The organism is Pseudomonas sp. R4-34-07, assembly GCF_003852375.1.
Lineage (GTDB): Bacteria > Pseudomonadota > Gammaproteobacteria > Pseudomonadales > Pseudomonadaceae > Aquipseudomonas.
In genome coordinates, this window is the sequence record NZ_CP027760.1 from 3,675,164 (window position 1) to 3,699,854 (window position 24,691).

Annotated in this window: 21 protein-coding genes; 12 read left to right on the plus strand and 9 right to left on the minus strand. The window is 62.8% G+C overall.

Annotated features, from left to right (window positions below; translation table 11 throughout):
- Nucleotides 1-2 precede the first annotated feature (2 nt).
- Nucleotides 3-542, minus strand: a complete 540-nt coding sequence (locus C4J85_RS16895; protein ID WP_124404592.1) for a cytochrome b — start codon at nt 540-542, stop codon at nt 3-5.
- Nucleotides 539-1,621 carry a catalase family peroxidase gene (locus C4J85_RS16900; RefSeq protein ID WP_124410269.1) on the minus strand — a complete coding sequence of 361 codons (1,083 nt, stop codon included), beginning with the start codon at nt 1,619-1,621 and terminating at the stop codon, nt 539-541. Before C4J85_RS16900 ends, C4J85_RS16895 begins: the two co-directional genes overlap by 4 nt.
- A gap of 168 nt (nt 1,622-1,789) precedes the next feature.
- Between C4J85_RS16900 and C4J85_RS16905 the strand changes: the two genes are divergently transcribed.
- The 4 genes from C4J85_RS16905 to C4J85_RS16920 all read left to right on the plus strand — a co-directional run bounded on the left by C4J85_RS16905 (nt 1,790) and on the right by C4J85_RS16920 (nt 5,565).
- Nucleotides 1,790-2,296, plus strand: coding sequence for an RNA polymerase sigma factor (locus tag C4J85_RS16905; RefSeq protein WP_124410270.1), 507 nt, complete (start codon nt 1,790-1,792; stop codon nt 2,294-2,296).
- Nucleotides 2,293-3,030, plus strand: a complete 738-nt coding sequence (locus C4J85_RS16910; protein WP_124410271.1) for an anti-sigma factor — start codon at nt 2,293-2,295, stop codon at nt 3,028-3,030. Before C4J85_RS16905 ends, C4J85_RS16910 begins: the two co-directional genes overlap by 4 nt.
- 98 nt (nt 3,031-3,128) lie before the next feature.
- Entirely contained in the window at nt 3,129-4,223 is a 1,095-nt protein-coding gene (gene zapE / locus C4J85_RS16915; protein WP_124410272.1) for a cell division protein ZapE, read from the plus strand.
- 40 nt (nt 4,224-4,263) lie between these two features.
- A complete protein-coding gene (locus C4J85_RS16920) occupies nt 4,264-5,565 on the plus strand; it encodes a protein kinase (RefSeq protein WP_124411203.1) in 1,302 nt (433 codons plus the stop codon).
- Nucleotides 5,566-5,687: 122 nt separating this feature from the next.
- On the opposite strand, the gene C4J85_RS16925 is transcribed toward C4J85_RS16920, so the two are convergent.
- Nucleotides 5,688-6,395, minus strand: a complete 708-nt coding sequence (locus tag C4J85_RS16925) for a YebC/PmpR family DNA-binding transcriptional regulator (protein WP_124367488.1) — start codon at nt 6,393-6,395, stop codon at nt 5,688-5,690.
- Nucleotides 6,396-6,494: 99 nt separating this feature from the next.
- Entirely contained in the window at nt 6,495-7,352 is an 858-nt protein-coding gene (locus C4J85_RS16930) for a LysR substrate-binding domain-containing protein (RefSeq protein ID WP_124410273.1), read from the minus strand.
- A 111-nt stretch (nt 7,353-7,463) separates the two neighbouring features.
- Here C4J85_RS16930 and C4J85_RS16935 point away from each other — a divergent pair, with 111 nt between their 5' ends.
- From C4J85_RS16935 to C4J85_RS16945, 3 genes are all read left to right on the plus strand, one after another.
- Entirely contained in the window at nt 7,464-8,573 is a 1,110-nt protein-coding gene (locus tag C4J85_RS16935; RefSeq protein WP_124410274.1) for a 2-aminoethylphosphonate--pyruvate transaminase, read from the plus strand.
- A 28-nt stretch (nt 8,574-8,601) separates the two neighbouring features.
- Nucleotides 8,602-9,429 carry a phosphonoacetaldehyde hydrolase gene (gene phnX / locus C4J85_RS16940; protein ID WP_124410275.1) on the plus strand — a complete coding sequence of 276 codons (828 nt, stop codon included), beginning with the start codon at nt 8,602-8,604 and terminating at the stop codon, nt 9,427-9,429.
- A gap of 111 nt (nt 9,430-9,540) precedes the next feature.
- Nucleotides 9,541-10,095: a cytochrome b gene (locus C4J85_RS16945; protein WP_124371133.1), complete on the plus strand. Its 555-nt coding sequence runs from the start codon at nt 9,541-9,543 to the stop codon at nt 10,093-10,095.
- A 1-nt stretch (nt 10,096) separates the two neighbouring features.
- On the opposite strand, the gene C4J85_RS16950 is transcribed toward C4J85_RS16945, so the two are convergent.
- Together C4J85_RS16950 and C4J85_RS16955 are read right to left on the minus strand one after the other, a co-directional pair.
- The gene (locus C4J85_RS16950; RefSeq protein ID WP_124410276.1) at nt 10,097-10,987 is read right to left on the minus strand and encodes a 1-aminocyclopropane-1-carboxylate deaminase/D-cysteine desulfhydrase; all 891 of its coding nucleotides are present in this window, start codon (nt 10,985-10,987) and stop codon (nt 10,097-10,099) included.
- Between the two features lie 68 nt (nt 10,988-11,055).
- Nucleotides 11,056-13,095: an NADPH-dependent 2,4-dienoyl-CoA reductase gene (locus C4J85_RS16955; RefSeq protein WP_124410277.1), complete on the minus strand. Its 2,040-nt coding sequence runs from the start codon at nt 13,093-13,095 to the stop codon at nt 11,056-11,058.
- Between the two features lie 211 nt (nt 13,096-13,306).
- On the opposite strand from C4J85_RS16955, the gene C4J85_RS16960 reads away from it, so the two are divergent.
- The 3 genes from C4J85_RS16960 to C4J85_RS16970 all read left to right on the plus strand — a co-directional run bounded on the left by C4J85_RS16960 (nt 13,307) and on the right by C4J85_RS16970 (nt 16,816).
- A complete protein-coding gene (locus C4J85_RS16960; RefSeq protein ID WP_124410278.1) occupies nt 13,307-14,437 on the plus strand; it encodes a carbon-nitrogen hydrolase family protein in 1,131 nt (376 codons plus the stop codon).
- A gap of 4 nt (nt 14,438-14,441) precedes the next feature.
- On the plus strand, nt 14,442-15,476 hold the full coding sequence (locus C4J85_RS16965; protein WP_124410279.1) for an AraC family transcriptional regulator: 1,035 nt from the start codon (nt 14,442-14,444) through the stop codon (nt 15,474-15,476).
- 332 nt (nt 15,477-15,808) lie between these two features.
- Complete coding sequence (locus tag C4J85_RS16970) at nt 15,809-16,816, plus strand: pyruvate dehydrogenase (protein ID WP_124410280.1); 1,008 nt, start codon at nt 15,809-15,811, stop codon at nt 16,814-16,816.
- A 29-nt stretch (nt 16,817-16,845) separates the two neighbouring features.
- On the opposite strand, the gene C4J85_RS16975 is transcribed toward C4J85_RS16970, so the two are convergent.
- A complete protein-coding gene (locus C4J85_RS16975; protein WP_124404605.1) occupies nt 16,846-17,316 on the minus strand; it encodes a MarR family winged helix-turn-helix transcriptional regulator in 471 nt (156 codons plus the stop codon).
- Nucleotides 17,317-17,461: 145 nt separating this feature from the next.
- On the opposite strand from C4J85_RS16975, the gene aceE reads away from it, so the two are divergent.
- A complete protein-coding gene (aceE, locus tag C4J85_RS16980; RefSeq protein ID WP_124410281.1) occupies nt 17,462-20,122 on the plus strand; it encodes a pyruvate dehydrogenase (acetyl-transferring), homodimeric type in 2,661 nt (886 codons plus the stop codon).
- A 1-nt stretch (nt 20,123) separates the two neighbouring features.
- On the opposite strand, the gene C4J85_RS16985 is transcribed toward aceE, so the two are convergent.
- Nucleotides 20,124-20,948 carry a DUF2242 domain-containing protein gene (locus tag C4J85_RS16985; protein WP_124363379.1) on the minus strand — a complete coding sequence of 275 codons (825 nt, stop codon included), beginning with the start codon at nt 20,946-20,948 and terminating at the stop codon, nt 20,124-20,126.
- 233 nt (nt 20,949-21,181) lie between these two features.
- Here C4J85_RS16985 and nhaA point away from each other — a divergent pair, with 233 nt between their 5' ends.
- Complete coding sequence (gene nhaA / locus C4J85_RS16990; RefSeq protein ID WP_124410282.1) at nt 21,182-22,525, plus strand: Na+/H+ antiporter NhaA; 1,344 nt, start codon at nt 21,182-21,184, stop codon at nt 22,523-22,525.
- An 82-nt stretch (nt 22,526-22,607) separates the two neighbouring features.
- Here nhaA and C4J85_RS16995 read toward each other — a convergent pair whose 3' ends face one another.
- Nucleotides 22,608-24,482, minus strand: a complete 1,875-nt coding sequence (locus C4J85_RS16995) for a SurA N-terminal domain-containing protein (RefSeq protein WP_124410283.1) — start codon at nt 24,480-24,482, stop codon at nt 22,608-22,610.
- Nucleotides 24,483-24,691: the final 209 nt, after the last annotated feature.

Sequence of the window (24,691 nt, forward strand, 5' to 3'; positions counted from 1 at the left end):
GGTCAGTGTTTGGTGCCGGTCATGCTTTGCAGCACGCCGTCACGGCGGATCAACCCGTGAAACAGCGCGGCCGCCAGATGCACCAGCACCGTCAGGAACAACAGGTAGGCGAGATAACCGTGGGCCTTGCGCAATAGCGCAAACAACGGCGCATTCGCCGAGACCAGTGCCGGCAGTTGCACGGCACTGCTGAGCATCACCGGGTCGCCGGCGGCCGAAATCATTGCCCAGCCCAGCAACGGCAACACCAGCATCAACCCGTACAAAACCACGTGAGAAGCCTTGGCCGCCAACACTTGCCACAGCGGCAAGTCCGCCGGCAGCGGCGGTTGGCGCGTTGAAAAACGCACCACCAGCCGCACGATGACCAGCGCCAGAATGGCGATCCCCAGCGGCTTGTGCAGGTGAATCAACCACTCGTGGCGCTCGGAAACCGACGCCGCCAGCCCCGCGCCAATAAACAGCATGGCGATGATCATCAGCGCCATCAGCCAGTGCAGCAAACGCGCCAACGGGGCGAAAAACCTTGGTTGAACATTCATGGCTTCGACTCCTGGGAGGCACTGTGCAACGGGCCGACTTCACCGGCACGCCGCAGGTAGGAACTGGCATAGGCGGCTGAACGTGCAGCCAGCAGCGGGTCATTGGAGGCCTCGATACCGCTGGGCAGAATCAGCGGGTCGAAGTTGATATCGCGGCAATCGCCGTCGGCTTGTGGCTGGCTGCTCTGCAACACCAGAGTGCCGGCATTGAGCACTTTGTGTTCACCGGTCCAGGTCTTGCTGGCGTCATCCAGCGGGTCGCCGGGGTTGGCCAGCATCATGTTCAGTTGCCACTCTAGCGGCCCGGCAGCCAGGCGCTGCACCAGGTCTTTTTCCAGGAAGTCGCCGCCCTCGGGCGCAGTATCTCCGGCGGCGTCGCGGCTCTGCGGCACCACGGCCCAGCGCACGGCCTGGCGCTTACCGTCGGCGCTCACCAGGTAAAACGCGTTGATGCCGTTGTAGGTTTCGGTCGCGTAACTAGCCGATGGCTTGGCGGTTTTAACCCACGCCAGGAACGCTGCGGTCTCCGGGTGTGCGGCAAAAAACGCCGGCATGCTCGAAGGGTTCGGCTTGCCGGTGGCGGGGTCCGGCGCGCCGGCCTTGAGCAATTGGTAGAACGCCTCGGGCGTGCCCACCGGGAACACCGGCATGCTGTTCATCCCGGTGCGCCACTGCTGGCCGTTGGCCTGGCTGAATTGCACGGCAAAACTGCGGATCGGCACGCTACTGTCCGGTGCATAAGGGTTGCCGCTGGGCAAGGCAAACCGCCCGATCACCGGGGTTTTCGCCTCGTTGAACAGCTGGGCGCTGGAGTAGGCGCGCACCTCGGGACTGCTCTGGAAGTACCCGGCCACGCACACGCCCTTGGCATGGTTACGCCGAAACCCCGGGTGCACACCGTTATTGGTTTCCAGGGCATTGACCAAGGTTTTTGGCCGCAGGCGTTGTGGGTCGAGGGCGCCGTTGACGTAGGCAAATGCCCCGGCAACAACGGCAACCACAGCGCCAATACCCGCGAGCCGCGCGATCAGGCTCGCAGTGCTCAACGCAGGACGAGGCGGTGAAGAGTGATCTACCATGAAAGAACTCCAGGGCCAGAGGCCTTAGGGGGTAAAACATAAGGTCGGAACACTAAAGACGCACGCCGACACACTCTATTCCCTGGCCGCGTTTATTTTTCAACCGATGGAATAACCTTGAGCGCCGGACGTCTCCCTAGTCCCAGCGTAGCGACCAGCCAGCCCTCCATGCATGAACTCGACGAACAGTTACGTGAACTCATCCCCAGGCTGCGGCGCTTTGCCGTGTCCCTGACCCGTAACGCCAGCAACGCCGACGACCTGGTGCAGGCCACCCTGGAACGGGCGATCATCGCGTGGGCCGACAAACGCATCGAAGGCGACCTGCGTGCGTGGCTGTTTTCGATCCTCTACCGGCAGTTCCTCGATGCTCACCGGCGCAGCCGACGCTACGCACGCATGCTCGAATTCTTCACCGGCCGCGACGATGCGCAGCCCTCGGTGGAGCGCACAGTGATGGCCCAATTCACCCTGCAAGCCTTCGACCAGCTCACTACCGAGCAACGCGCCCTGCTGCTGTGGGTGTCGGTCGAAGGCTTGAGCTACAAGGAAGTCGCCGAAATACTCGACGTGCCCATCGGTACGGTGATGTCGCGCCTGTCCCGCGCCCGCCAGGCCCTGCGTCAACTCAGCGATGGCGAAATTGCCAGCCCTTCCCTGCGGATACTCAAATGATCAGCCTGCCCCCCAGCGAACGCGACTTACACGCCTACGTCGATCACCAATTGCTCGACAGTGATCGCCGGGCACTTGAAACCTGGCTGGCGAGCCACCCCGACGTGGCTGCCCAAGTGCATGCCTGGCAACAGGATGCGCAATTATTGCGCGCCTCTTTAAGCGGTGCCCTGCAACAGCCGGGTAACCCGGCACTGGACCCGGCGCTGATTCGCCAGCGCATCAAGCGCCAGTCCCGCCGCCACCTCGCCACGGCCGCGCTGCTGCTGATTGCCGTCAGCCTCGGCGGGATCGGCGGCTGGCACGCCCGCGACGCCGCCCAGCCAGCGCTGCTGCCGATGGCCGATGCCATGCAGGCGTATCGCTTGTTTGCCCAGGACGGCATCATGCCTGCCGACTACAACGCCCAGGACCGCACCACGATGCAAGCCTGGCTCGACCGCTATTTCAACCAGGCCCATCGCTTGCCCGACTTGAGCCAGGCGGGGTTCACCCCGGTCAGCGGGCGCCTGCTCACCACCGACCAAGGCGCAGCGGCCATGGTGCTGTACGAAGACGCGCAAGGACGGCGCATCAGCTTCTACATTCGTCCGCCAGGCCCGAACAACGGCTTCCTGCCCCGTGGCAGTCGCAGCGCCGACGGTTTGCAGGCCGACTACTGGTCGGGCGGCGGGTACAACTATGCGATGGTCAGCCCGGTGGATCAGGCCGCCCCGCCGCAAATCAAGTTCTAGACGCCCACGTCCGGCCAGCTATGCACCGCCTTCTCTATTGGTCAAATCGCATCAGGCGCCCTAAAGTAAGCGACCAACGCAATAACGAGTGAGCTGTATTGGCCGTGCTTTCCCTGATCCGCCGCCTGCTGGGCAACACCCTTCGCGTTTCGCACGCCTCGCCTGTTCCGGCGTTTTTCCACAACAAGGCCCGGCAACAGGGCTACACCCTCAGTGCCGGCCAGGTGCAGGCAATTGCGGCCATGGCCCGCGAGACCCAGCACCTGCTCGATGGCCGACCCACGCGCAGCCTGTACCTGCACGGCCCGGTGGGGCGCGGCAAAAGCTGGCTGCTCGACGGTTTTTTCCAGGCGCTGCCGATCACCAACAAGCAGCGCGTGCACTTCCACGACTTTTTTGCCGAACTGCACCGGGGCATGTTCCGGCACCGCGAGCAGAACGACGCGCTGGCCGTCACCCTCGACGAACTGCTGGCGGGCTGCCGCGTGCTGTGTTTCGACGAGTTCCATGTGCACGATATCGGCGATGCCATGCTTATCAGCCGCTTGTTCCAGGCCTTGTTCCGGCGCGGTGTGCTGGTACTGGTGACCTCCAACTATGCGCCCGAGGGCCTGCTGCCCAATCCGCTGTACCACCAGCGCTTCAAGCCGGTGATCGATCTGATCGCTGCGCGCATGGACGTGCTGGAAGTCAGCGCTCCCGAGGATTTTCGCCGCCTGCCCCAAGCGCATGCCGAGCAGCGCTTCAGCACTGGCCAGTACGTCTGGCCCGGCAGCGTGGCACAACGTGCGGCGCTTGGCCTGCCCGCCGCCGATAGCCCGGCGCTGCCCTTGGCCGTCGGCAACCGGCAATTGCTGTGCCGTCGCTGTGAAGCACGCAGCATCGCCTTCACCTTCAACGACCTGTGCGAACAGCTCACCGCCGTGATGGATTATCTGCTGCTGTGCCAGGACTACGACCACTGGGTCATCGACGGCCTGCCCCACCTCGCCGACTGCCCGATTGCCGTGCAGCAACGCTTCATCAACCTGATTGACGTGCTCTACGACCGCGACAAACAGCTGATCCTGATCGGTGAACAACCCCTGGAGCACGCCTTGAGTGGCGAGGCCATCGACCTTGCCCGTACCGCCAGCCGCCTGGGGCAATTGCACGTGAGCAGCGTGCAACCGGCGCCCGACCCGGTATCATGAGCGCCTTTTCACGCCCCCTTGCCGAGTGACCGCGCCGTTGATCAATACCCTCGCCCAACTCAAGGCCGGCCAATTGGCCGGTGCGACACGCCTGGACCTGGCCTGCGGGCTGACCGAATTTCCCCGGGAAATCTTCGAACTGGCCGACTCGCTGGAAATCCTCAACCTCACGGGCAACGCCTTGAGCAGCCTGCCCGACGACCTGCACCGCCTCAAACACCTGCGCGTGCTGTTCTGCTCGGATAACGCTTTCACCGAACTGCCGGCATGCCTGGGCCAGTGCGCCGCGCTGAGCATGATCGGCTTCAAGGCCAACCAGATCCGCCACGTGCCCGCCGCCGCCCTGCCGCCGCAGTTGCGCTGGCTGATCCTCACCGACAACTGCATCAGCCAACTGCCCGACGAACTCGGCCAGCGCCCGCTGCTGCAAAAGCTGATGCTGGCCGGCAACCAACTGACGCACTTGCCGCCCAGCCTGGCCCAATGCGAAAACCTCGAGCTGATCCGCATCGCGTCGAACCGCCTGACGCACCTGCCGCACTGGCTGCTGACGCTGCCCAGCCTGACGTGGCTGGCCTATGCCGGCAACCCGGTGGAAATGGCCGTGGACGTGGCCGGTGACGACGAGACAGCGGATATTCCCTGGGACGAACTGGAACTGGGTGACGTACTCGGCGAAGGCGCCTCGGGGATTATTCGCAAGGCCTTGTGGAAGCCCCGCGCGTTACCCGTCGCGGTCAAACTGTATAAAGGCACGATCACCAGCGACGGCTCGCCGCTGCACGAAATGCAAGCGTGCATCGCCGCCGGGCTGCACCCCAACCTGATCAGGGTGCAGGGGCGCATCGTCGGCCACCCCGCCGATCAGGCCGCGCTGGTGATGGACCTGATCGATCCGAGCTATCGCAACCTCGCGGCGTTGCCGAGCCTGGCGTCCTGCACCCGGGATATCTACGAACCGAGCCTGCGCCTGAGCCTCGACGTGGCGTTGCGCATGGCCCGCGGCATCGCCTCGGTGGCGGCGCACCTGCACCGGCACGGCATTACCCATGGCGACCTGTACGGCCACAATATTTTGTGGAACAGCGCGGGCGAGTGTTTATTGGGGGATTTCGGCGCGGCGTCGTTTCATGCCACGACGGACACCCTGGAAACCAGGGCGTTGCAGCGCATTGAAGTACGCGCTTTTGGGGTGTTGTTGGGGGAGTTGCTGGAGCGGGTTGATACGAAGATCGCTGCCGAACTGGAACAGCTGCAAACACGCTGCTGCCAGCCCGATGTGCTGGCGCGCCCGAGCTTCGAAGATATCGAAGCCGTACTGCAATCTTTCCAACACCACTAACCAATGTGGGAGGGGCGGTGCGACGATTCGACTTGCCCCCGATAGCAGTGGGTCAGACACAGATAGTGTGGCTGATACACCGCGATCGGGAGCAAGCCCCCTCCCACATTTTTTACCGCGTTTTAACCCGCCAGGCCGACGAACATATCCTGCACGTCATCGTGGTTGTCCAAGCCTTCCAGGAAGGCTTCGACTTCCGCCATCTGCTCCTCGCTCAAGCCGGTCACCGGGTTCTTCGAGATGTAGCCCAACTTGGCCGACAGCACGGTGAAACCCTGCTCCGGCAAGGCTTTCTGCACCGCATCCAGGTCGGTGGTTTCGGTGATGAACAGGCTGGTGCCAGCTTCTTCGCCGTCTTCGAAATCCTGGGCGCCGGCTTCGATGGCGGCCATTTCCGGATCAGCGTCCGGGGTGTCCGGCGAGGCTTCGATCAGGCCGACGTGGTTGAAGTCCCAGGCCACCGAGCCGGAAGCGCCCAGTTGCCCCTTGCGGAACGCCACGCGGATTTCCGCCACGGTGCGGTTGATGTTGTCGGTGACGCACTCGACGATCAACGGCACCTGGTGCGGGGCGAAACCTTCGTAGGTCACGCGGTGGTACTGCACGGTTTCACCGAGCAGACCGGCGCCCTTCTTGATTGCGCGGTCCAGGGTTTCCTTGGGCATTGAGGCCTTCTTGGCCTGCTCCACCACCAACCGCAAGTGGGCGTTGGTCGAGGTGTCCGCACCGTTGCGGGCGGCGATGGTGATTTCTTTCACCAGCTTGCCGAAAATCTTGCCCTTGGCATTGGCTGCCGCTTCTTTATGTTTGACTTTCCACTGTGCGCCCATGACTCACTCTCTACTATCCATGGCGCCGAAACGTCTACTGGCCGGCGCTTTGGGGGCAGAGTTTATAGCGCAGCCACGCATCGTTCCACCAAAAAACCCTCAAGGCGCCAACTCGAAAAACGCCTGGATCAAACGCAGCGGCCGGCGCCGCTCCAGGCAGCCGAGACTGTGCCGGTTCAGCAGGCCATCGCCGAGGATCGGCACGGCGTGTACGCGCGGGTCCTGGCTGACCTCTATCGACGACACCACCCCCACGCCCAACTCGGCGGCAACCGCCTCGGTCACCGCTTCCCGGCTGTCCAGTTCCAGCAGCACCCTGGGCCGCACCTGGGCGGCCAGACACGCGTCATCAAACGTACGCCGGGTGATGGAGCTGGGCTCGCGCAGCACCATGATCACCTCGTTCAACTGCGCCAGTTCAATGCCCTCGGGCTGCGCCGTCCAGGGATGCGCGGCCGGCACCAGCGCGCAGATACGCGACTCGCCCAAGGGTTGCAGGTGCAGGCCATTGCGCGGTTCCACTTCGGTCAGCACCGCCACGTCAGCATGCTCCGACAACAATGCCGCGAGGGTTTCCTGGGCATTGCCCAGGCGCAGATTCACCGTGATTCCCGGATAGCAGGCCCGCAAGCGGGCGATCATCGGCATCACCAGGTGCGGGCCGTCCGCCGCCACTTCCAGGCGCCCGGTGAGTAATTGGCGATTGGCTTCAAGCATGGCCTGCGCCTCGTCGACCAGACCGAAGATCGCGCGGGTGATCGCCGCCAGGCGCGCGCCCTCTTCGGTCAACTCCACTCGCCGCGCGGTGCGGCGCAGCAAGGGAATCTGGTAGTGCTCTTCCAAGGCTTTGATATGCCCGGTCACCGCCGGCTGGCTGATAAACAGCCGAGCTGCCGCCCGGGTAAAACTGCCCTCGCGGGCTACGGCATCGAATGCGCGCAGTTGAAACAGGTTCATGGCTATCGGCCTCACTGATAGCTAGCATAACAACAAACAATTTGATTGATGACAAGCCAAACTGCAATTTAGGCGCCGTAGAGTCGACCCGTTGTTTTACGAGGAGCCAAGATGCGCACCGCCACGCCAATCCTGCTGACCCCCGGCCCCCTGACCACGTCAAACCGCACCCGTCAGGCGATGATGGTGGACTGGGGTTCATGGGATGAGCGTTTCAACCAACTCACCGCCAGCGTGTGCGAGCAATTGCTGGCGATCATCCAGGGTGCCGAGCGTCATCATTGCGTGCCGTTGCAAGGCAGCGGCACCTTCGCCGTCGAAGCCGCCATCGGCACCCTGGTGCCGCGCAACGGCAAGGTGCTCGTATTGATCAACGGCGCCTACGGCAAGCGCCTGGCGAAAATCTGCGACGTGCTTGGCCGTGCATTCAGCACCTTTGAAACCCTGGAGGACGCACCCACCGCCGCCGCCGATGTGGACCGCCTGCTGCACGCCGACGCCGCCATCACCCATGTCGCGCTGATCCACTGCGAAACCGGCACCGGCATCCTCAACCCGCTGGCGCAGATCGCCGAGGTGGTCAAACGCCACGGCAAGCGCCTGATCATCGACGCCATGAGCTCCTTCGGGGCATTGCCGATCGACGCCCGCGAAGTGCCGTTCGACGCGCTGATCGCTGCCTCCGGCAAATGCCTGGAAGGCGTGCCGGGCATGGGGTTTGTCTTCGTCGAAAAAACCGCGCTGGCCGCCAGCCGAGGCAACTGTCACTCCCTGGCGATGGACCTGTTCGACCAGCATCACTACATGGCCCAAACCGGCCAGTGGCGCTTCACTCCGCCCACCCACGTGGTCGCGGCCCTGCACGAAGCGCTGCTGCAATACCACGAAGAAGGCGGCCTGAGCGCCCGCTACCAACGCTACGCCACTAACTGCCAGACACTGCTGGACGGCATGGCCGAACTGCACCTGCGCAACTTCCTGCCAGCGGCGATCCAGGCACCGATCATCGTCACCTTCCACGCACCGAAGGACCCGCGCTACCAGTTCAGGGAGTTCTACGAACGGGTCAAGGCCAAGGGTTTCCTCCTGTATCCGGGCAAATTGACCCAGGTCGAGACCTTCCGCGTGGGCTGCATCGGCCAGGTCGATGCCGCAGGCATGCAGGCCGCCGTCAACGCCATTGCCCAAGTGTTGCAAGACATGGACGTGCTGGACATCTGATTTCCCCTTTACCGACAGGATCTGCACCATGAACTATCAAAACCCCACCACCCTCCAGGCCGTCATCCTCGACTGGGCCGGCACCGTGGTCGACTTCGGCTCGTTTGCGCCCACGCAGATTTTCGTCGAGGCCTTCGCCGAGTTCGGCGTACAGGTTTCCATCGAAGAAGCCCGTGGCCCGATGGGCATGGGCAAGTGGGACCACATCCGCACGCTGTGCGACCAGCCGCAGGTTGCCGAGCGCTACCGCCAGGCGTTCGGTCGCACGCCCACCGACGACGACGTAACGGCGATCTACCAGCGTTTCATGCCGTTGCAGATCGAGAAAATCGCCGAACACTCGGCGCTGATCCCCGGCGCCCTCGATACCCTCGCCGGGTTGCGCGCACAAGGTATCAAGATAGGATCCTGCTCCGGCTACCCCAGGCAAGTGATGGACAAAGTGGTCGCCCTGGCCGCCAGCAACGGTTATGTCGCCGACCACGTGGTGGCCACCGACGAAGTCCCCAACGGCCGCCCGTGGCCGGCCCAGGCCCTGGCCAATGTGATCGCGCTGGGTATTGACGATGTGGCGGCGTGCGTGAAGGTTGACGACACCGTGCCGGGCATACTGGAAGGCCGCCGCGCAGGCATGTGGACCGTGGCGCTGACCTGCTCCGGCAACGCCCTGGGCCTGACCTACGAGCAATTTCGTGGGTTGGACAGCGCCACACTGGCCAGCGAGCGCCAGCGAATCGAAGCGCTGTTCGAAGGCTCACGCCCGCACTACCAGGTGGACACCATTATCGAGCTGCCGCAGGTGATCGCCGATATCAACGCGCGCCTGGCGCGTGGGGAAATGCCGCAAAGCGACTGACAGAGGTCAAGGCAACCGCATTCGCAACGGGCGAAGCGCTTGAAACAGGCATACAGTTACCCTACTCCGTCAAAGAACGGAGGCATGCCCTGACAAGTGAGGAACCCAGTAATGCCGTGGAAAAATTCCGATACACGCTACAGCACCATGTCGATTGCGTTGCACTGGTTGATGGTGGTGTTGCTGGCGGTGGTTTACGCCTGCATTGAACTGCGCGGGCAATTCCCCAAAGGCAGCGGCGCACGCACGCTGATTGTCGAAATGCACTTCATGCTTGGTCTCAGCGTGTTTGTGCTGGTGTGGTTGCGCCTGTTTGCGCGCAGCCTGGGCGTTGCACCGAAAATACTGCCGCAGCCGCCGCAATGGCAGAGCCTGCTGGCAACCCTGATGCACGCTGCGCTGTACGCCCTGATGATCGGCATGCCGATTGCCGGTTGGCTGATCGTCAGTGCCGAAGGGCATTCGGTGATGTTCTATGGGATGGAATTGCCGCCGCTGATTGGCGAGAACAAGGCATTGGCCAAGCAGATCGAAGGCTGGCATGTGTGGTTCGGCAAGGCGGGGTATTGGCTGATCGGGCTGCATGCATTGGCGGGGATCTTTCATCATTATGTGCTGCGCGATAACACGGCACTGCGCATGATGCCGGGCCGGAGCGTTCGCTGAGCTAGGCGTTGAACCCTCGGCGGCCTTGCAAGCCGCCGGTGTGGAGGAAGATCAGCCGAGTGCCGGCGGCGAAACGTCCGGCCTCGATCTGCTGCTTCAACGCCAGCAGCGCCTTGCCGGTGTAGAGCGGCTCCAGGGGCATGCCACAGGCCTGTTCCGTGCTGTCGATGAAGTCGAGCAATAGCGGGTCGACGCTGGCAAAGCTGCCACGGCTGGCGTCAAGCAAGTGGTAGCCGTTCTGTACGATGGCATTGACGTTCTGCGCCACGCCGTGATCATCAGGCACCGCCATCGCCCCGTACACCGCATGCGCGCCGGCCTCGGCCAGCGCCAGGCCGGCCAGGGTGGTTCCGGTGCCAGCCGCCAGCCACCAGGCGTCGTAGTCGGCCCAGCCCAGGTTCGCCAATTGCGCCCGCGCCTGTTGGAGCAATACCGCGCAACCCAACGCCCCGGTCAATCCACCACCGCCTTCGGGCACCGGATACAAATGCGGGTACTGCTCATGCCAAGGCAACCAGAACCCCGGCGCATGCCGCTCGCGATAACCGCCATAGCCCAGCCAATGCAGGCGCATGCCGAAGGCTTTCAGGTCGAGCACGGTGGGGGTGTCTTGGGGATGGCCGCGCAGCAGGCCGACAGTGGCGAAGCCAAAGCGCTTGCCCGCCGCCGCCAGTGCATGCAGATGGTTGGAGTACGCCCCACCGAGGCTGATGATGCCGCGGGCGCCAGCCTGTTGCGCCTGGGCCAGGTGGCCGCTGAGCTTGAACCACTTGTTGCCGCTGATCAGCGGGTCGATGCGGTCCAGGCGCAATACGGCCAACTCGACGCCTTGCAGCCAGTCCAGTTGCACCGGTTCAAGAGGAGCATGGGGGAGCCAGTCGAAAGGACCCATGAGCGCGCATCTGTCTGAAAAAAGAGCGGCAGTCTATCACCGCTCCTGTTCTTCACCGCTCCTGTGCTTCAAAGCTCGGCGGCGAGACGCGAGCCCTGGTTGATGGCGCGCTTGGCGTCCAGTTCGGCCGCCACATCGGCACCGCCAATCAGGTGCACGCGCTGCCCGGCGGCGACCAGGCCGTCGTGCAGTTCGCGCAGCGGGTCCTGGCCGGCGCAGATGACGATGTTGTCCACCGCCAGCACCTGGGGCTCGCCCTCGGCGCCGATGCGGATGTGCAGGCCTTCATCATCGATCTTCAGGTATTCGACGCTGTTGAGCATCTGCACCTGTTTGTTTTTCAAGCCGGTGCGGTGGATCCAGCCGGTGGTCTTGCCCAGGCCGTCGCCGACCTTGGACGCCTTGCGTTGCAGCAGGAATACCTCACGCGCCGGTGCATGCCGCTCGGGCTTGATCCCGGCCACGCCGCCACGGGCCTCAAGCAGGGTGTCGATGCCCCACTCCTTCCAGAACGCTTCACGGTCCAGGCTGGTAGACACGCCCTGATGCACCAGGAATTCCGACACGTCGAACCCGATGCCGCCAGCGCCGATCACCGCCACACGCTTGCCCACCGGCTTGCGCTCGAGGATCACATCCAGGTAACTCAGCACCTTGGCGTGCTCCACACCGGGGATCGCCGGGGTACGCGGCGCGATACCGGTGGCCAGGATCACCTCGTCATAACCGCGCGCCACCAGTTGCGCCACGTCGACACGGGTGTCGAGGCACAGCTCGACATGGGTGGTCTGCAATTTGCGCTTGAAGTAACGCAGGGTTTCAAAGAACTCTTCCTTGCCTGGCACACGCTTGGCGATGTTGAACTGGCCGCCGATTTCGCTGGCGGAATCGAACAGCGTCACCTGGTGGCCGCGCTCGGCGGCCACCGTTGCCGCCGCCAGGCCTGCGGGGCCGGCGCCGACTACCGCGATTTTCTTGATCTGCTTGACCGGCAGGTAATTAAGCTCGGTTTCATAGCACGCCCGTGGGTTGACCAGGCAAGTGGTCAGCTTGCCGCCGAAGGTGTGGTCCAGGCACGCCTGGTTGCAGCCGATGCAGGTGTTGATCTCGTCGGCACGCCCGGCCGCGGCCTTGTTGACGAACTCCGGGTCGGCGAGGAACGGCCGCGCCATGGAGACCATGTCGGCATCGCCTTCGGCGAGGATCTGCTCGGCGACTTCGGGGGTGTTGATGCGGTTGGTGGTGATCAACGGGATCTGTACCGACCCGCGCAATTTGGCGGTGACCTTGCTGAACGCCCCGCGCGGCACCTTGGTGGCGATGGTCGGAATGCGCGCTTCATGCCAGCCGATGCCGGTGTTGATCAGGGTCGCGCCGGCCTGCTCGATGGCCTTGGCCAGCTGCACGACTTCGTCCCAGACGCTGCCGCCCTCGACCAGGTCGAGCATCGACAGGCGGAAGATAATGATGAAATTCGGGCCTACCGCTTCACGCACCCGGCGCACGATTTCCACGGCCAGGCGCATGCGGTTTTCAAAGCTGCCGCCCCAACGGTCGGTGCGGTGGTTGGTGTGGGCGGCGAGGAACTGGTTAATGAAGTAGCCTTCGGAACCCATGATTTCCACGCCGTCGTACTCGGCGACCTGGGCCAGCAGCGAGCAGGTGACGAAATCCTGGATCTGCTTCTCGATGCCCTCCTCGTCCAGCTCCTTGGGCTTGAACGGGTTGATCGGCGCCTGGATCGCGCTCGGCGCCACTTGCTTGGGGCTGTAGGCATAACGCCCGGCGTGCAAAATCTGCATGCAGATCTTGCCACCGGCGTCGTGCACGGCCTGGGTGACGATCTTGTGTTTTTGCGCTTCTTCGTCGGTGGTCAGCTTGGCCGCACCGGCATACACGCCGCCTTCATCGTTCGGGCCGATGCCGCCAGTCACCATCAGGCCGACGCCGCCACGGGCGCGCTCGGCGAAGTAAGCCGCCATGCGCTCGAAACCGCCGGGCTTTTCTTCCAGGCCAGTGTGCATGGAGCCCATCAGGGTGCGGTTGCGCAGGGTGGTAAAACCCAGGTCCAACGGGGCCAGCAAATGCGGGTAGGCAGCAGCGGTCATGGTACAGCTCCACAACGGATCATCACGGGACGTGGAGAGCTCGAATGGCACCCCATCGGTTTATGTCCCACAGACTAAGAGGCGATCACCTACCGCTCAATGACTGAAACTGACAAGTTATTGATCCAAATGCACAGCACCCCTTGGCAAGCCAGGCCATGGGCCCTACCCTAGTCGCGAACCCTGCCCCCGGTGTGTTGTCTGTTGCCCCATGCGTAAATTACTCGTGTTCACCGTCTCCATGGCCCTGGTTGCCGCCCTTGCCGCGTATCTGGTCTGGACCCAGGAGCGCCCCGTGGGGCATTACCTGTCAGACCTGCGCATCACCCTCGCCGTCAACGAAGGCCAGCCGGCCGAGCGTGGCAACCTGCTGGGCATCCAGCCGGAGCTGTTCCCTGCCGACTACCAGAGCCTGGAACGCCTGCACTTGAAGCTCTCGGCCTATCTGCAAAAGGCCCGTGAGCTGGGCTTGATCAACGACAAGACCATCGTGGTGCTGCCCGAGCACATCGGCACCTGGCTGATGCTGGGCGGCGAGAAAAACGAGCTGTACCAGGCGCCTCATCTCAGGGACGCGATGAACTGGTTGTCGATCAGCAACCCGGTGCAGTTCATGCGCGCCTGGATCAGCGCCACCGGCGAGAACCGCATGGACGATGCGTATTTGCGCATGAAAGCGCCGGGCATGGCGCGCGATTACCAAGTGCTGTTTGGCGGCCTGGCCAAGGAGTTCGGCGTGACCCTGGTGGCCGGCTCCATCGCCCTGCCCAACCCGAGTGTGAGCCTGGGGCAACTGCAGGTCGGGCACGGCGCGCTGTACAACGTCAGCCTGGTGTTTGCCGCCGATGGTTTGCCCCTGGGCCAGCCGCAACGTCAGCTGTATCCGATTTACGACGAACGCGGCTTTATCGAGCCGGGCGATGAAAACATCGTCAGCGTGGTCGACACCCCGGCCGGGCGCCTGGGCATCCTGATCGGCAGCGACAGCTGGTACCCGGATAACTACCGCAAGCTCAACGATCAAGGCGCCCAATTGGTTGCGGTGCCGGCCTACGTGACCGGGCGCGACACCTGGGACCGCCCGTGGCGCGGCTTCAAGAGCGTGTCGACGCCGTCGGAAGTCAGCCTCAAGCCCGAAGAAACCAGCGAGGGCGAAGCCTGGCGCCGCCTGACTCTGATCAGCCAGCCACCGATCAGCCAAGCCACGGCGGGCATGAGCGTGTTTTTGCGTGGGCAGTTCTGGGACCTGGGCAGCGCCGGGCAAAGCTTCCTCAGCCGCAACGGGCAACTGTTCGCCGACGGCGATGCCCGTGGCGCGCGCCTGCTGAATATCTGGCTGTAAGCGCGTGAAGCCGGTGCGCCTGGGGGATTTGTCGGTGGGCTTCGTGCACACCCTGGCCGATGCCGTGCACAGCCACGGCTTGGACCCGCAACCGCTGCTGCTGCAATACGGCCTGGATCCCGCCCGCCTGGCCGAAGCGGGCGCGCGTTTGTCGATACCGCGCTATATGCGCCTGGGCCATGCGGCCATTCAGCTGACCGGCGACCCAGGCCTGGGCCTGCGCATGGGCCAGCTCAGCCGCCTGAGCCAGGCCGGACTCGCCGGTGTCACCGCCGCCCAGGCACCGACTGTGCGCGAAGCCGCGCGCACGCTGACGCGTTTCGAACCCTTGTATGGTTCCAACTACCGTGGGCAATCGAGTTTTCATGAGGACGCCGAAGGCGCCTGGCTGCGGTTCTATTCGATCAGCCCCTACAACGCCTACAACCGCTTTGTGGTGGACTCGATCATCGCCGGCTGGCTGCATCAACTGTCGAGCCTGGCGCAACAAAGGGTGCAGGCCCAGCGCATCGAAATCGAGTTCGAAGCTCCCGAGTACAGTGAGCGGTATGACGTGCTGGGGGCCGCACCGCTGCAGTTCGGTGCCGAGAACAATCAACTGCGCCTCAGCCAACCTACCCTCGCCCTGCGCAACCCGCACCACTGCCCGAGTACCTGGCAGCTGTTGCTGCAACTGTGTGAACGGGAACTGGAGCAGCTGACGCGCACCCGCAGCCTGCGCGAGCGCATTACCCGGTTGCTCGGGCCGATGCTCAATGGCGGCCGGGAACCCGACTTGGAAGAAGTGGCGGCACGTTTGAAGCTGCCCACTTGGACACTGCGCCGCAAACTGGCCGACGAGGGCACCCAGTTCCGCGCGATTCTCAACGACACCCGCCGCGACCTGGCCATGACCTACATTCGCGATACGGAACTGGCTTTCGGCGAGATCGCCTACTTGCTCGGTTTCGCCTCAGCCCAAGCCTTCCAACGCGCCTTCAGGCGCTGGAACAACCAGACCCCAGGGGAATTTCGCCGCAGTCAGCGGCATTCCGCCTGAAGTCGGGCTTACAGCTCGGTGGCATCGTCGACCGGGTCCAGCGGGTCGAATTCGAATGCCTGGTACTCCAATAGTTCTTCCTGGTAATCGTCCATGGGGGACTCCTTGTTGAGTTAAAAGCGGCCGCACGGTTAATGACCTGCACGATCAGCCTAAAGTGCCGTCATGACGAAAAAATGTCTGTGCCATGACGTTCCTGCACTCAAAAATTAAACGTGTCGGCGGCGGACAGATTTAGCAGGTCAGCGCTGACGTGCAATTGCAATCATTGCAATTGCAATTACAAGTCGAATTCCATTAGGGTAGGCCCTCTGTTGCCAGGAGCCACGCCCATGCCCGCCTCGACCGCGAATGCAGCGCAATTGTGCATCGACGCACTCACCCCCTGCGCGCACGCGCGCAACTCGCCGCTGTACACCATCATGACCATGGCCAACACCTTGGAATCGAGCCGGCAAGCCTGGGTGATTCGCGGCCAGTCACGCAGTCGGCGTGTGGGCAATTGGCCCACCTGGTTTGCGCGCAACACCGGCGAAAAACCGCTGCTCTACCTGCACAGCGTGACGTCGTCCGCGCAGCTGTGCGCATTGTCAGACCAGACCGCCCAGCGCGGCATCTTGTGCAACGACAGCGAAACCCAGCCATCGCCTTGGCCGAAGGGCGCGCAGCCGTCGTTGCCATTGTGGCTGTCGGCCAATCCACGCTGCACGCCCTACGACCCCGCCTCAGGCGAAGAAGCACAGGCGATCGTGCTGGCGGGGTTGCGCACGTTATACGTCGATGGCTCGCCGGGGTTTTATTACCTGGCGTTGCATGACCAAGAAAGCGCCATCGCACCGCAGGCGCTGGACCGTGAAGGCATGGTCAAGGGCATGTACTCCGTGCGGCGACCGGGCGCAGGGGCGGCAGTGCGCCTGCTCGGTGCCGGCCGGGCACTGGAGGAGGTGATACACGCGGCGCAGTTGCTGGAAGATGAATGGGGCATCGCGGCGCACGTCTGGAGTTGCCCCAGTTACACCCGGTTGGCCCGCGAGGCGGCGGCCGCTGAGCGCTGGAACCGCCTGCATCCGCGCGCGCCCAGGCGCAGCTGCCATCTGCGCGACTGCCTGGCGGGGAGCCGCGCCCCGGTGGTTGCCGTCACCGGCTACCCGCAGGCGGTTGTCGATCAGTTGGCGGCGCATGTGGATACGCGCTTCGTGGCGCTGGGCGCAGGCTCGGTGCAGGCAGCCGCACCGAACCGGTATTGGATTGCGGTGTTGGCGCTCAAAGCGTTGGCCGATGAGGGGCATCTGGACACACAAAGGGTGGAAAACGCCCTGCAGCGCTATCACCTGAAATGACCAGGAATACATCCGTTCCCTTCACTTCATCAGGTTTTGCGCCGGCCACGGGTTTGCACAGCGGCTCCCATCGCCAATCCCGCCGTACGCTCCAGCGCATCGGCAAAGGCCTGGCGATGCTCGGGCTCGATCTGCGACAGGAACAGCTCGTCCACGGTGCTTTCGTAGATTTTCCACATTTTTTTGCGCAGGGTACGGCCCGCCTCGGTGATCGAGGCAAATGCCGCCCGGCCGTCACCGTCGGAACGCGAGCGCACCACCAGGCCGTCTTTTTCCAGGCGGTCGACCAGACGCGTGAGGTTGTAACGCTCGATGGCCAGTACATCGGCCAGTTCATGCATACGGCGGGTGCCCTCGGGACCGCTCTCCAGTCCCCACAACGCGTCGTACCAGGCATACGGCGGCAGTTGCGCCTCGGCCAACCGGCGCTCGATTTCACGGATGACCGTCCTGTGGGCCCTGACAAAACGGAACCATACATCAGGCTCTTTCGACGACATGCAACACCATCCGGGGAGTTTCAAGAAGGTTGCAATAGTAGCTCATCCCTGGCTAAATTCCGCCATGTCGTTGCAATTGCAACTATAACTGCGCCACGCCCACAAGGCGTTCGCCGCCTGGAATCCGCTTACCCTGGAGCCTTATATGAATCCGAATAACGCCGCGTCCCTGGACAACGATCCGCAGGAAACCCGCGAGTGGCTGGACTCCATCGAATCGGTGTTGTCGGCCGAAGGCCGCCCCCGCGCCCACTACCTGATCGATCAGTTGCTGGATTTCGACGTCGCGCGCCACGGTGACTTTTACGGACGGGTGACTACCCCTTACGTGAATACCATTGCCGTCGATCGCCAGGTGCCCTACCCCGGCAATCTGGACATCGAACGCCGGACCAACGCATTTATCCGCTGGAATGCCATGGCGATGGTATTGCGTGCAGGCAAACACTCCGGGGTGGGTGGGCATATCGCGACCTATGCGTCAGCCGCAGTGCTGTACGACGTAGGCTTCGACCATTTCTTCCGAGGCCGAACTGACACGTTCGACGGCGACCTGGTGTACATCCAGGGCCATTCCTCCCCTGGCATCTATGGCCGCGCGTATCTGGAAGGCCGTATCAACGAAGCCCAACTGGATAACTTTCGCCGCGAGGCTGGCGGCGAAGGCCTGTCGTCATACCCTCACCCACGGCTGATGCCGGACTTCTGGCAATTCCCTACGGTGTCCATGGGGCTCGGGCCGATCACTGCCGCGTACCAGGCGCGCTTTATGCGTTACCTGGAGTTTCGCGACCTCAAGCCACATCAGGGGCGCAAGGTATGGGCGTTCCTGGGCGATGGCGAAATGGACCAGCCGGAATCCCTGGCCGCCATCTCCGTCGCGGGCCGTGAAAAACTCGACAACCTGATCTTTGTGGTCAACTGCAACCTGCAGCGCCTGGACGGCCCGGTGCGCGGTAATGCCAAGGTGATCCAGGAGTTCGAGAGCCTGTACCGCGCAGCCGGCTGGAATGTGATCAAGGTAATCTGGGGCGGTGGCTGGGATGCGCTGCTGGAAAAGGACCACAGCGGCCTGCTGCGCCAACGCATGATGGAATGCGTGGACGGCGACTACCAGAATTACAAATCCCAGAATGGCGCCTACGTACGTGAACATTTCTTCGGCAAATACCCGGAGTTGCTGGCGCTGGTTGCAGATATGTCCGACGACGATATCTGGAAACTCTCACGGGGCGGGCATGACCCGGACAAGGTCTACAACGCCTACGCCGCCGCCGTGCGGCACAAGGGCCAGCCTACGGTGATCCTGGCCAAGACCGTAAAAGGCTTTGGCATGGGCGAAGCTGGCGAAGGCCAGAACATCAACCATCAATTGAAAAAGATGGGGGTCGACGCGGTGAAAGCCTTCCGCGACCGCTTCGGGCTGGAAGTGGCCGATGACCAACTTGACGAAATCCCCTACCTCAAACCCGCCGCCGACAGTGCCGAAGCCCGCTACTTTGCCGCCCGACGCCAGGCCCTGGGCGGCTATGTGCCCGCTCGGCACAGCAGCGTCGCGCCGTTGACGATCCCGCCGCTGTCCGCCTTCGCTACCCAGCTCAAGGACACCGGCGAGCGTGCGATTTCCACCACCATGGCGTTCGTGCGCATCCTCGGCACGCTGCTCAAGGACCCACATCTGAGCAAGCTGATCGTCCCCATCGTGCCGGATGAGTCGCGCACCTTCGGCATGGAAAGCCTGTTCCGGCAGATCGGCATCCACTCCGCCGTCGGCCAGCTGTACACCCCGCAGGACGCTGGGCAACTGAGCTACTACAAAGAGAGCAAGGACGGACAGATCATGCAGGAAGGCCTGAATGAATCGGGTGCCATTTCCTCGTGGATCGCGGCGAGTACGTCCTACAGCAACCACGGCCTGATGACCGTGCCTTTCTATATCTTCTATTCGATGTTCGGCTTCCAGCGCGTCGGCGACCTGGCCTGGGCGGCCGGGGATGCGCGGGCCCGTGGTTTTCTGCTGGGGGCCACGGCCGGTCGCACCACCCTGATGGGCGAAGGTTTGCAACATGACGACGGGCATAGCCATATCCTGGCGTCAGTGATTCCGTGCTGCGTGGCCTATGATCCGACCTTTGCCTACGAGCTGGCGGTGATCATTCGCGAGGGCATGCGCCGTATGTATGTCGAGCAGGAGGACATCTACTACTACATCACCCTGCTCAATGAAAACTACCCTCACCCGGCGATCCCCGAAGGCGTGGAGGATGGCATTCTCAAAGGTATGTACCCGTTGAGCACACACCCCGACGCACAGGTGCAATTGATGGGCAGCGGTTCGATTTTGCGCGAAGTGATCGCCGCAGCGGCCCTGCTTGAACAGGATTTTGCCGTGCACAGTGACGTATGGAGCGCCACCAGCCTGACTGAGCTGCGCCGTGACGGGCACGCAACGGAGCGCTGGAACCTGCTGCATCCGGAGGGCGAGCCACGCCTGAGCTACATGGAACAGTGCCTCGTCGGTCAAACCGGGCCGGTGGTGGTGGCAACGGACTACATGAAATTATTCGCAGACCAGATCCGCCCTTTCGTACACGACCGCCGCTTCGTGGCGTTGGGAACCGATGGTTTCGGGCAGTCGGATACGCGGGAAGCGCTGCGCGAGTTTTTTGAAGTGGATCGACACTTCATCGTGCTGGCGTCCCTGAAGGCACTGGCAGATGACGGCGTAATAGGCCGTGACAAAGTCGTGGAGGCCATCAACCGCTACGGGATCAATGCCGACAAGGCAGACCCCGTAGCGGTGTGAGTCACTGCGCAGGCGTTGGCAGGGGTGGAATCGCCTCCGTCGGCGCTGGCAGGTTCGGGTTGGTCGGCGCTGGCGCGGGTTCTGCTGCCGGGGCCGGTGCGGTGTCCGGTACGGGCTCCGGCGCTACGCTTGGCGCGATCGGTGCGGCTTCGGCTGGCGGTGCGAGCGGTTGCGCAGCGGCAGGCGTTGCCGGTGTCTCCTGGGGCGCCTCGACCTTCTCGGCGGCCGGTGCGGCCTTGGGTTCAGGCATGCCAAGCTCATCCTTGGGCTTTTCGGGGATGTGCGCAGCCTGCTTCACTTCCTGGGGCAGGAACACATCCACCAACGCAAAGTAACGCTCATAGAACTTGGGCGCCGAAACGGTCTCGCTCGCCACCTTGACCATCGAGTCATCGGTGGAGCCGATCGGCATCGACACCGAACCCAGTACCCCTACCCCGAGACTCGCAGAGTTGTTGACCTTCTTCAGCGCATAGCGATCCTGCAAGGCGTTGGCAAACATTGTCGAATGATTGCTGCCTTTGCCATCCGCGGCACACACCACGTTGAAGCTGATCTGCAGGTGGCTTTCACCGGTCTGCTGGAAACTCTTGTTACCGGCCACCAGCTTCGGGTCGCTGCTGGTGATGATATAGCCCTGGCTCAGCAGGGCACGGCGCGCGGCTTCACAGGCCGCCACATCGCTCACCGGGTAATCGCGGGAAAACGTACCGGAATCGTCGAAATTCTCATGTTCGTAAATAGCGGTCTTGGGCGACGAGCAACCCGCCGCGCCCGCCAGCACCAGCGCCAACCCTAGGTTTCGCAAGTGAAATGATGTCGACATCGAAAATCCTGAGAAAAACAGTCCGGGCGGTATTGTGCAACAGAACGAGGCGTTGGCGCGCGCATTCCTGTCGGTAAAACGTCACAGGCTTTTGAGACCGGCGCCGCTGACTATGACAAGTTTGTTTACAACTTATTCCCCAACTTCCTATTATCGCCCTGGGTGCGCTGCTGCATACGGTACAGCGCAGGTTAAAGGATAAGCGTTGGTCGGGCCGCCAATGGAGATCTGTCGTGCCTGATAAACACCCCGCCATCCCTCGCCCTCAGCGTTTGACCGAGGGCGCACTGTCGGCCCTCGAGCGCTTTTCACGGATTGAAGCCGTCAGCGGCATCGTCCTGCTGCTGGCTGCCATCGTCGCGTTGATCTGGGCCAACAGCCCGGCGGCCGACACCTATGAGCACTTCTGGAACACGCCGATCACCCTTGGGTTGGGCGAATACAGCGTGTCGCGCTCCCTGCATTTTCTGGTCAACGACGGCCTGATGACTATCTTCTTTCTGGTGGTGGGCGCCGAGATCCGTCAGGAAATCAAGGACGGCGCACTCGCCAACCTCAAGCTGGCCACCCTGCCATTAGGCGCTGCACTGGGCGGCGTACTGATGCCGGCGCTCATTTACACCCTGCTCAACCACGGCACTGCCGCCGCCAGTGGCTGGGCCGTGCCCACCGCGACGGACATCGCGTTTGCCGTCGGCGTGCTGGCACTGTTGGGCAAGTCGATTCCCGGTGGCGTGCGTATTTTGCTGCTGGCCCTGGCGATTATCGATGACATCGTGGCGATCCTGATCATTGCCGTTTTCTTCACCGCCAGCCTCGATTACATGGGGCTGGTGATTGCCGTCGTCGGGCTGGCGCTGGTGCTGGTTTTCCAGCGCATGGGCATCGGCAAGGCCGCGATCTACCTGTTGCCTGGGGCGATTGTGTGGTTCGGCCTGCTCAAGACCGGCGTTCACCCGACGCTCGCCGGCGTGATCCTTGGGCTGATGACCCCGGTTAACTCCAAGCCCACCACCGAGCGGCCACTGGACACCATAGGCCGCACGTTCAACGAATTGATGGAGCGCTTTTCCCAGTCGCCTGAAGGCCCAGGGCACGTTACCCAGCCGTTGAAGCAATTGCGCGAAGCACAGCGGGAAATATTACCGCCAGTGCAGCGGGTCCAATCGGCGCTGCACCCGTGGGTGGCGTTCGGCGTGATGCCGTTGTTCGCCCTGGCCAACGCGGGTGTCAGCCTGAGCGGCTTCAACCTGGACGATCCCCTGCCCCAGGGTGTGTTCATGGGCGTCATCTTCGCCCTGGTGCTGGGCAAACCCATTGGTGTGATGCTGGCCAGCTTCACGCTGGTCAAGCTCAACCTCTGCAAGCTGCCGGACGGCGTTACCTGGACGGGTGTGGGCCTGGTGGGTCTGCTGGCGGGGATTGGTTTCACGATGTCGATCTTCATCTCCTCCCTGGCGTTCTCCGACCCGGCTTTGCTGGCGGCGGCCAAGCTGAGCGTATTGACGGCTTCAACCCTGGCGGCAGTCGTCGGCCTGAGCTGGGGCAAGCTCAAGTTCTCGGGCAAACGGGCTTGAGAAAGAAGCGTCGCGGGCTTTAACGCACGCAAAAAAAAGACCCCGGCCTCTTCAGGACGGGGTCTTTTCATTCAAGCCGGCATCAGAACTTCTTGATGTCTGCCTGGGTTTCCAGCTGCTTGCGGTAGGCCGCAAAATCCTGCTGGCCAATACGCGAAGCGAGGGCGCGGCGGTATTGCGCCTTTTCTTCGTCCGTAGGCGCAGCAGCTTCGTTGACACCATTCAAGCGCACGATCACTTGGCTGCCATCGCGCAGGCTGACGGTGGTGAAGCTCGGCTTGTCCTTGCCCGCAGGCTTGGGCATGCGGAACAGCGCTTGCAGCACGGCAGGGTCGACAGCTTCCTGGCCACGGGTAGCGGCTTCAGTCACCTTCCAGGCCTGGCCGTCAATCGGCTGGCTCAGGGCGATCTTGCCATCACGCAGGCCGGCGATCAGTTCGTCGGCATGGGCTTTGGCGGCAGCGCTCGCACGCTCCTTGGTCATCTGTGCGCGAATCGCCGTGGCAACCTTTTCCAGCGGCAGCTGGGCAGGCTTGAGGTGCTCTTTGGCGCGCAGCACGATGATGGTTTCCGGGTCGAGCTCAATGGCGCTGCTGTTGGCACCCTCATCCAGCACTTCCGGGCTGAACGCTGCGGTGACCACGGCACGGTTGGCCGCGACGCCTTCGCCACCTTCACGGCCGAACGGCGCGGAAGTGTGTACCGTCAGCTTCAGATCGGACGCCGGCTGGGCCAGGTCGGACGCTTCGAACGCCGCATCTTCCAATTGCTTGGTCGCTTCGACAAACCGCTGTTCAACCTGCTGGGTCTTGAGTTCGCGGGTCAGCTTGTCTTTCAGGCTGGCGAACGATGGCACCTCGGGTGCTTCAACGCCCAGCAGCTTGATCAGGTGCCAACCGAAGGACGTGCGCACCGGCACCGACACCTGGTCCTGCTTGAGGCCGTACAGCGCCGTCTCGAAGTCTGGATCGTAGACGCCAGGACCGGCAAACCCGAGATCGCCGCCATTGCTGGCCGAACCCGGATCCTGGGAAAACTCCTTGGCCAGGACTTCAAACTGCTCGCCCTTGGCCAGGCGCGCCTGGATGTCTTCGATCTTGGCCTTGGCTTGCGCCTCGGTGACCTTGTCGTTGACCTCGATCAGAATGTGCGCAGCACGACGCTGTTCAGCGAGGTTGGCGGTTTCTTTCTCGTAGGCAGCCTGAAGTTCATCGTCCTTGACGGTAACCTGGTCGAAGAACGACGACTTCTTCAGCTCCAGGTAGTCGATGACCACCTGGTCCGGGGTCATGAACTCCTTGGCGTGCTGGTCGTAGTACGCCTTGACTTCGTCATCGGTGAGTTTCACCGCTGCCGGGTCAGCTTTAACGTTGACGGTGGCGAAATCGCGGGTCTGTTTTTCCAGACGGGCAAATGCCAGCACCTCGGCATCGGTCACGAAACCACTGCCAGCAATACCTGCGCGAACCTGGCCGATCAGCATTTCCTGGGTCAGCATCTGACGGAATTGCAGGCGGGTATAGCCCAGTTGGCGAACCACCTGGTCAAAGCGTTCGGCGCTGAACTTGCCGTCCACCTGGAACTCCGGCGTCTGCAGGATTACCTGGTCCAAGGCCGCTTCCGAGAAACCGAACTTGGCATCAGCAGCGCCTTGCAGCAGCAGCTTGCGATCGATCAGGCCCTTGAGGGCCGCGTCGCGCAGCAGTTTTTCGTCCAACAGGGAAGCATCGAAATCCTTGCCCAGTTGTTGCATCAGCTGGCGCCTTTGCATATCGACGGCCTGGCTCAATTCGGTCTGGGTGATTTCCTCACCGTTGACCTTGGCCACGTCCTGCTTGTTATTACCCGAAGCCTGGAAAATAGCCTCGATACCGGTGAACGCCATCAATGCGACGATGATCCCGATAATGGTCTTGGCAATCCAGCCTTGTGAATTGTCCCTGATATTTTGCAGCATGCGTCCCCCAGAAACGGTTGAACATCAAAAATAGGCAACCGTGGAGCGTGGGTAGAATCCGGATAGAAGAAAGGCGCATCCGAGGATGCGCCTTCTCGTAACTGGCGGAGCGGACGGGGGTTTTAACTCTGACCCCCGGCGTGGCGACCCAATGGATACGTGGGTCAGCTACCGCTCCGCTGCCAGGCCAGACCTGCGTCCGACCCGGG

Coding starts and splice junctions, on each gene's coding strand:
- phnX (WP_124410275.1), top strand. CDS start 8,602: ATGAACTATCAAAACCCCACCACCCTCCAGGCCGTCATCCTCGACTGG.
- C4J85_RS16905 (WP_124410270.1), top strand. CDS start 1,790: ATGCATGAACTCGACGAACAGTTACGTGAACTCATCCCCAGGCTGCGG.
- C4J85_RS16945 (WP_124371133.1), top strand. CDS start 9,541: ATGCCGTGGAAAAATTCCGATACACGCTACAGCACCATGTCGATTGCG.
- C4J85_RS16985 (WP_124363379.1), bottom strand. CDS start 20,948: ATGTCGACATCATTTCACTTGCGAAACCTAGGGTTGGCGCTGGTGCTG.
- C4J85_RS16925 (WP_124367488.1), bottom strand. CDS start 6,395: ATGGGCGCACAGTGGAAAGTCAAACATAAAGAAGCGGCAGCCAATGCC.
- C4J85_RS16935 (WP_124410274.1), top strand. CDS start 7,464: ATGCGCACCGCCACGCCAATCCTGCTGACCCCCGGCCCCCTGACCACG.
- C4J85_RS16970 (WP_124410280.1), top strand. CDS start 15,809: ATGCCCGCCTCGACCGCGAATGCAGCGCAATTGTGCATCGACGCACTC.
- C4J85_RS16960 (WP_124410278.1), top strand. CDS start 13,307: ATGCGTAAATTACTCGTGTTCACCGTCTCCATGGCCCTGGTTGCCGCC.
- C4J85_RS16930 (WP_124410273.1), bottom strand. CDS start 7,352: ATGAACCTGTTTCAACTGCGCGCATTCGATGCCGTAGCCCGCGAGGGC.
- aceE (WP_124410281.1), top strand. CDS start 17,462: ATGAATCCGAATAACGCCGCGTCCCTGGACAACGATCCGCAGGAAACC.
- C4J85_RS16900 (WP_124410269.1), bottom strand. CDS start 1,621: ATGGTAGATCACTCTTCACCGCCTCGTCCTGCGTTGAGCACTGCGAGC.
- C4J85_RS16950 (WP_124410276.1), bottom strand. CDS start 10,987: ATGGGTCCTTTCGACTGGCTCCCCCATGCTCCTCTTGAACCGGTGCAA.
- C4J85_RS16995 (WP_124410283.1), bottom strand. CDS start 24,482: ATGCTGCAAAATATCAGGGACAATTCACAAGGCTGGATTGCCAAGACC.
- C4J85_RS16895 (WP_124404592.1), bottom strand. CDS start 542: ATGAATGTTCAACCAAGGTTTTTCGCCCCGTTGGCGCGTTTGCTGCAC.
- C4J85_RS16910 (WP_124410271.1), top strand. CDS start 2,293: ATGATCAGCCTGCCCCCCAGCGAACGCGACTTACACGCCTACGTCGAT.
- C4J85_RS16955 (WP_124410277.1), bottom strand. CDS start 13,095: ATGACCGCTGCTGCCTACCCGCATTTGCTGGCCCCGTTGGACCTGGGT.
- C4J85_RS16975 (WP_124404605.1), bottom strand. CDS start 17,316: ATGTCGTCGAAAGAGCCTGATGTATGGTTCCGTTTTGTCAGGGCCCAC.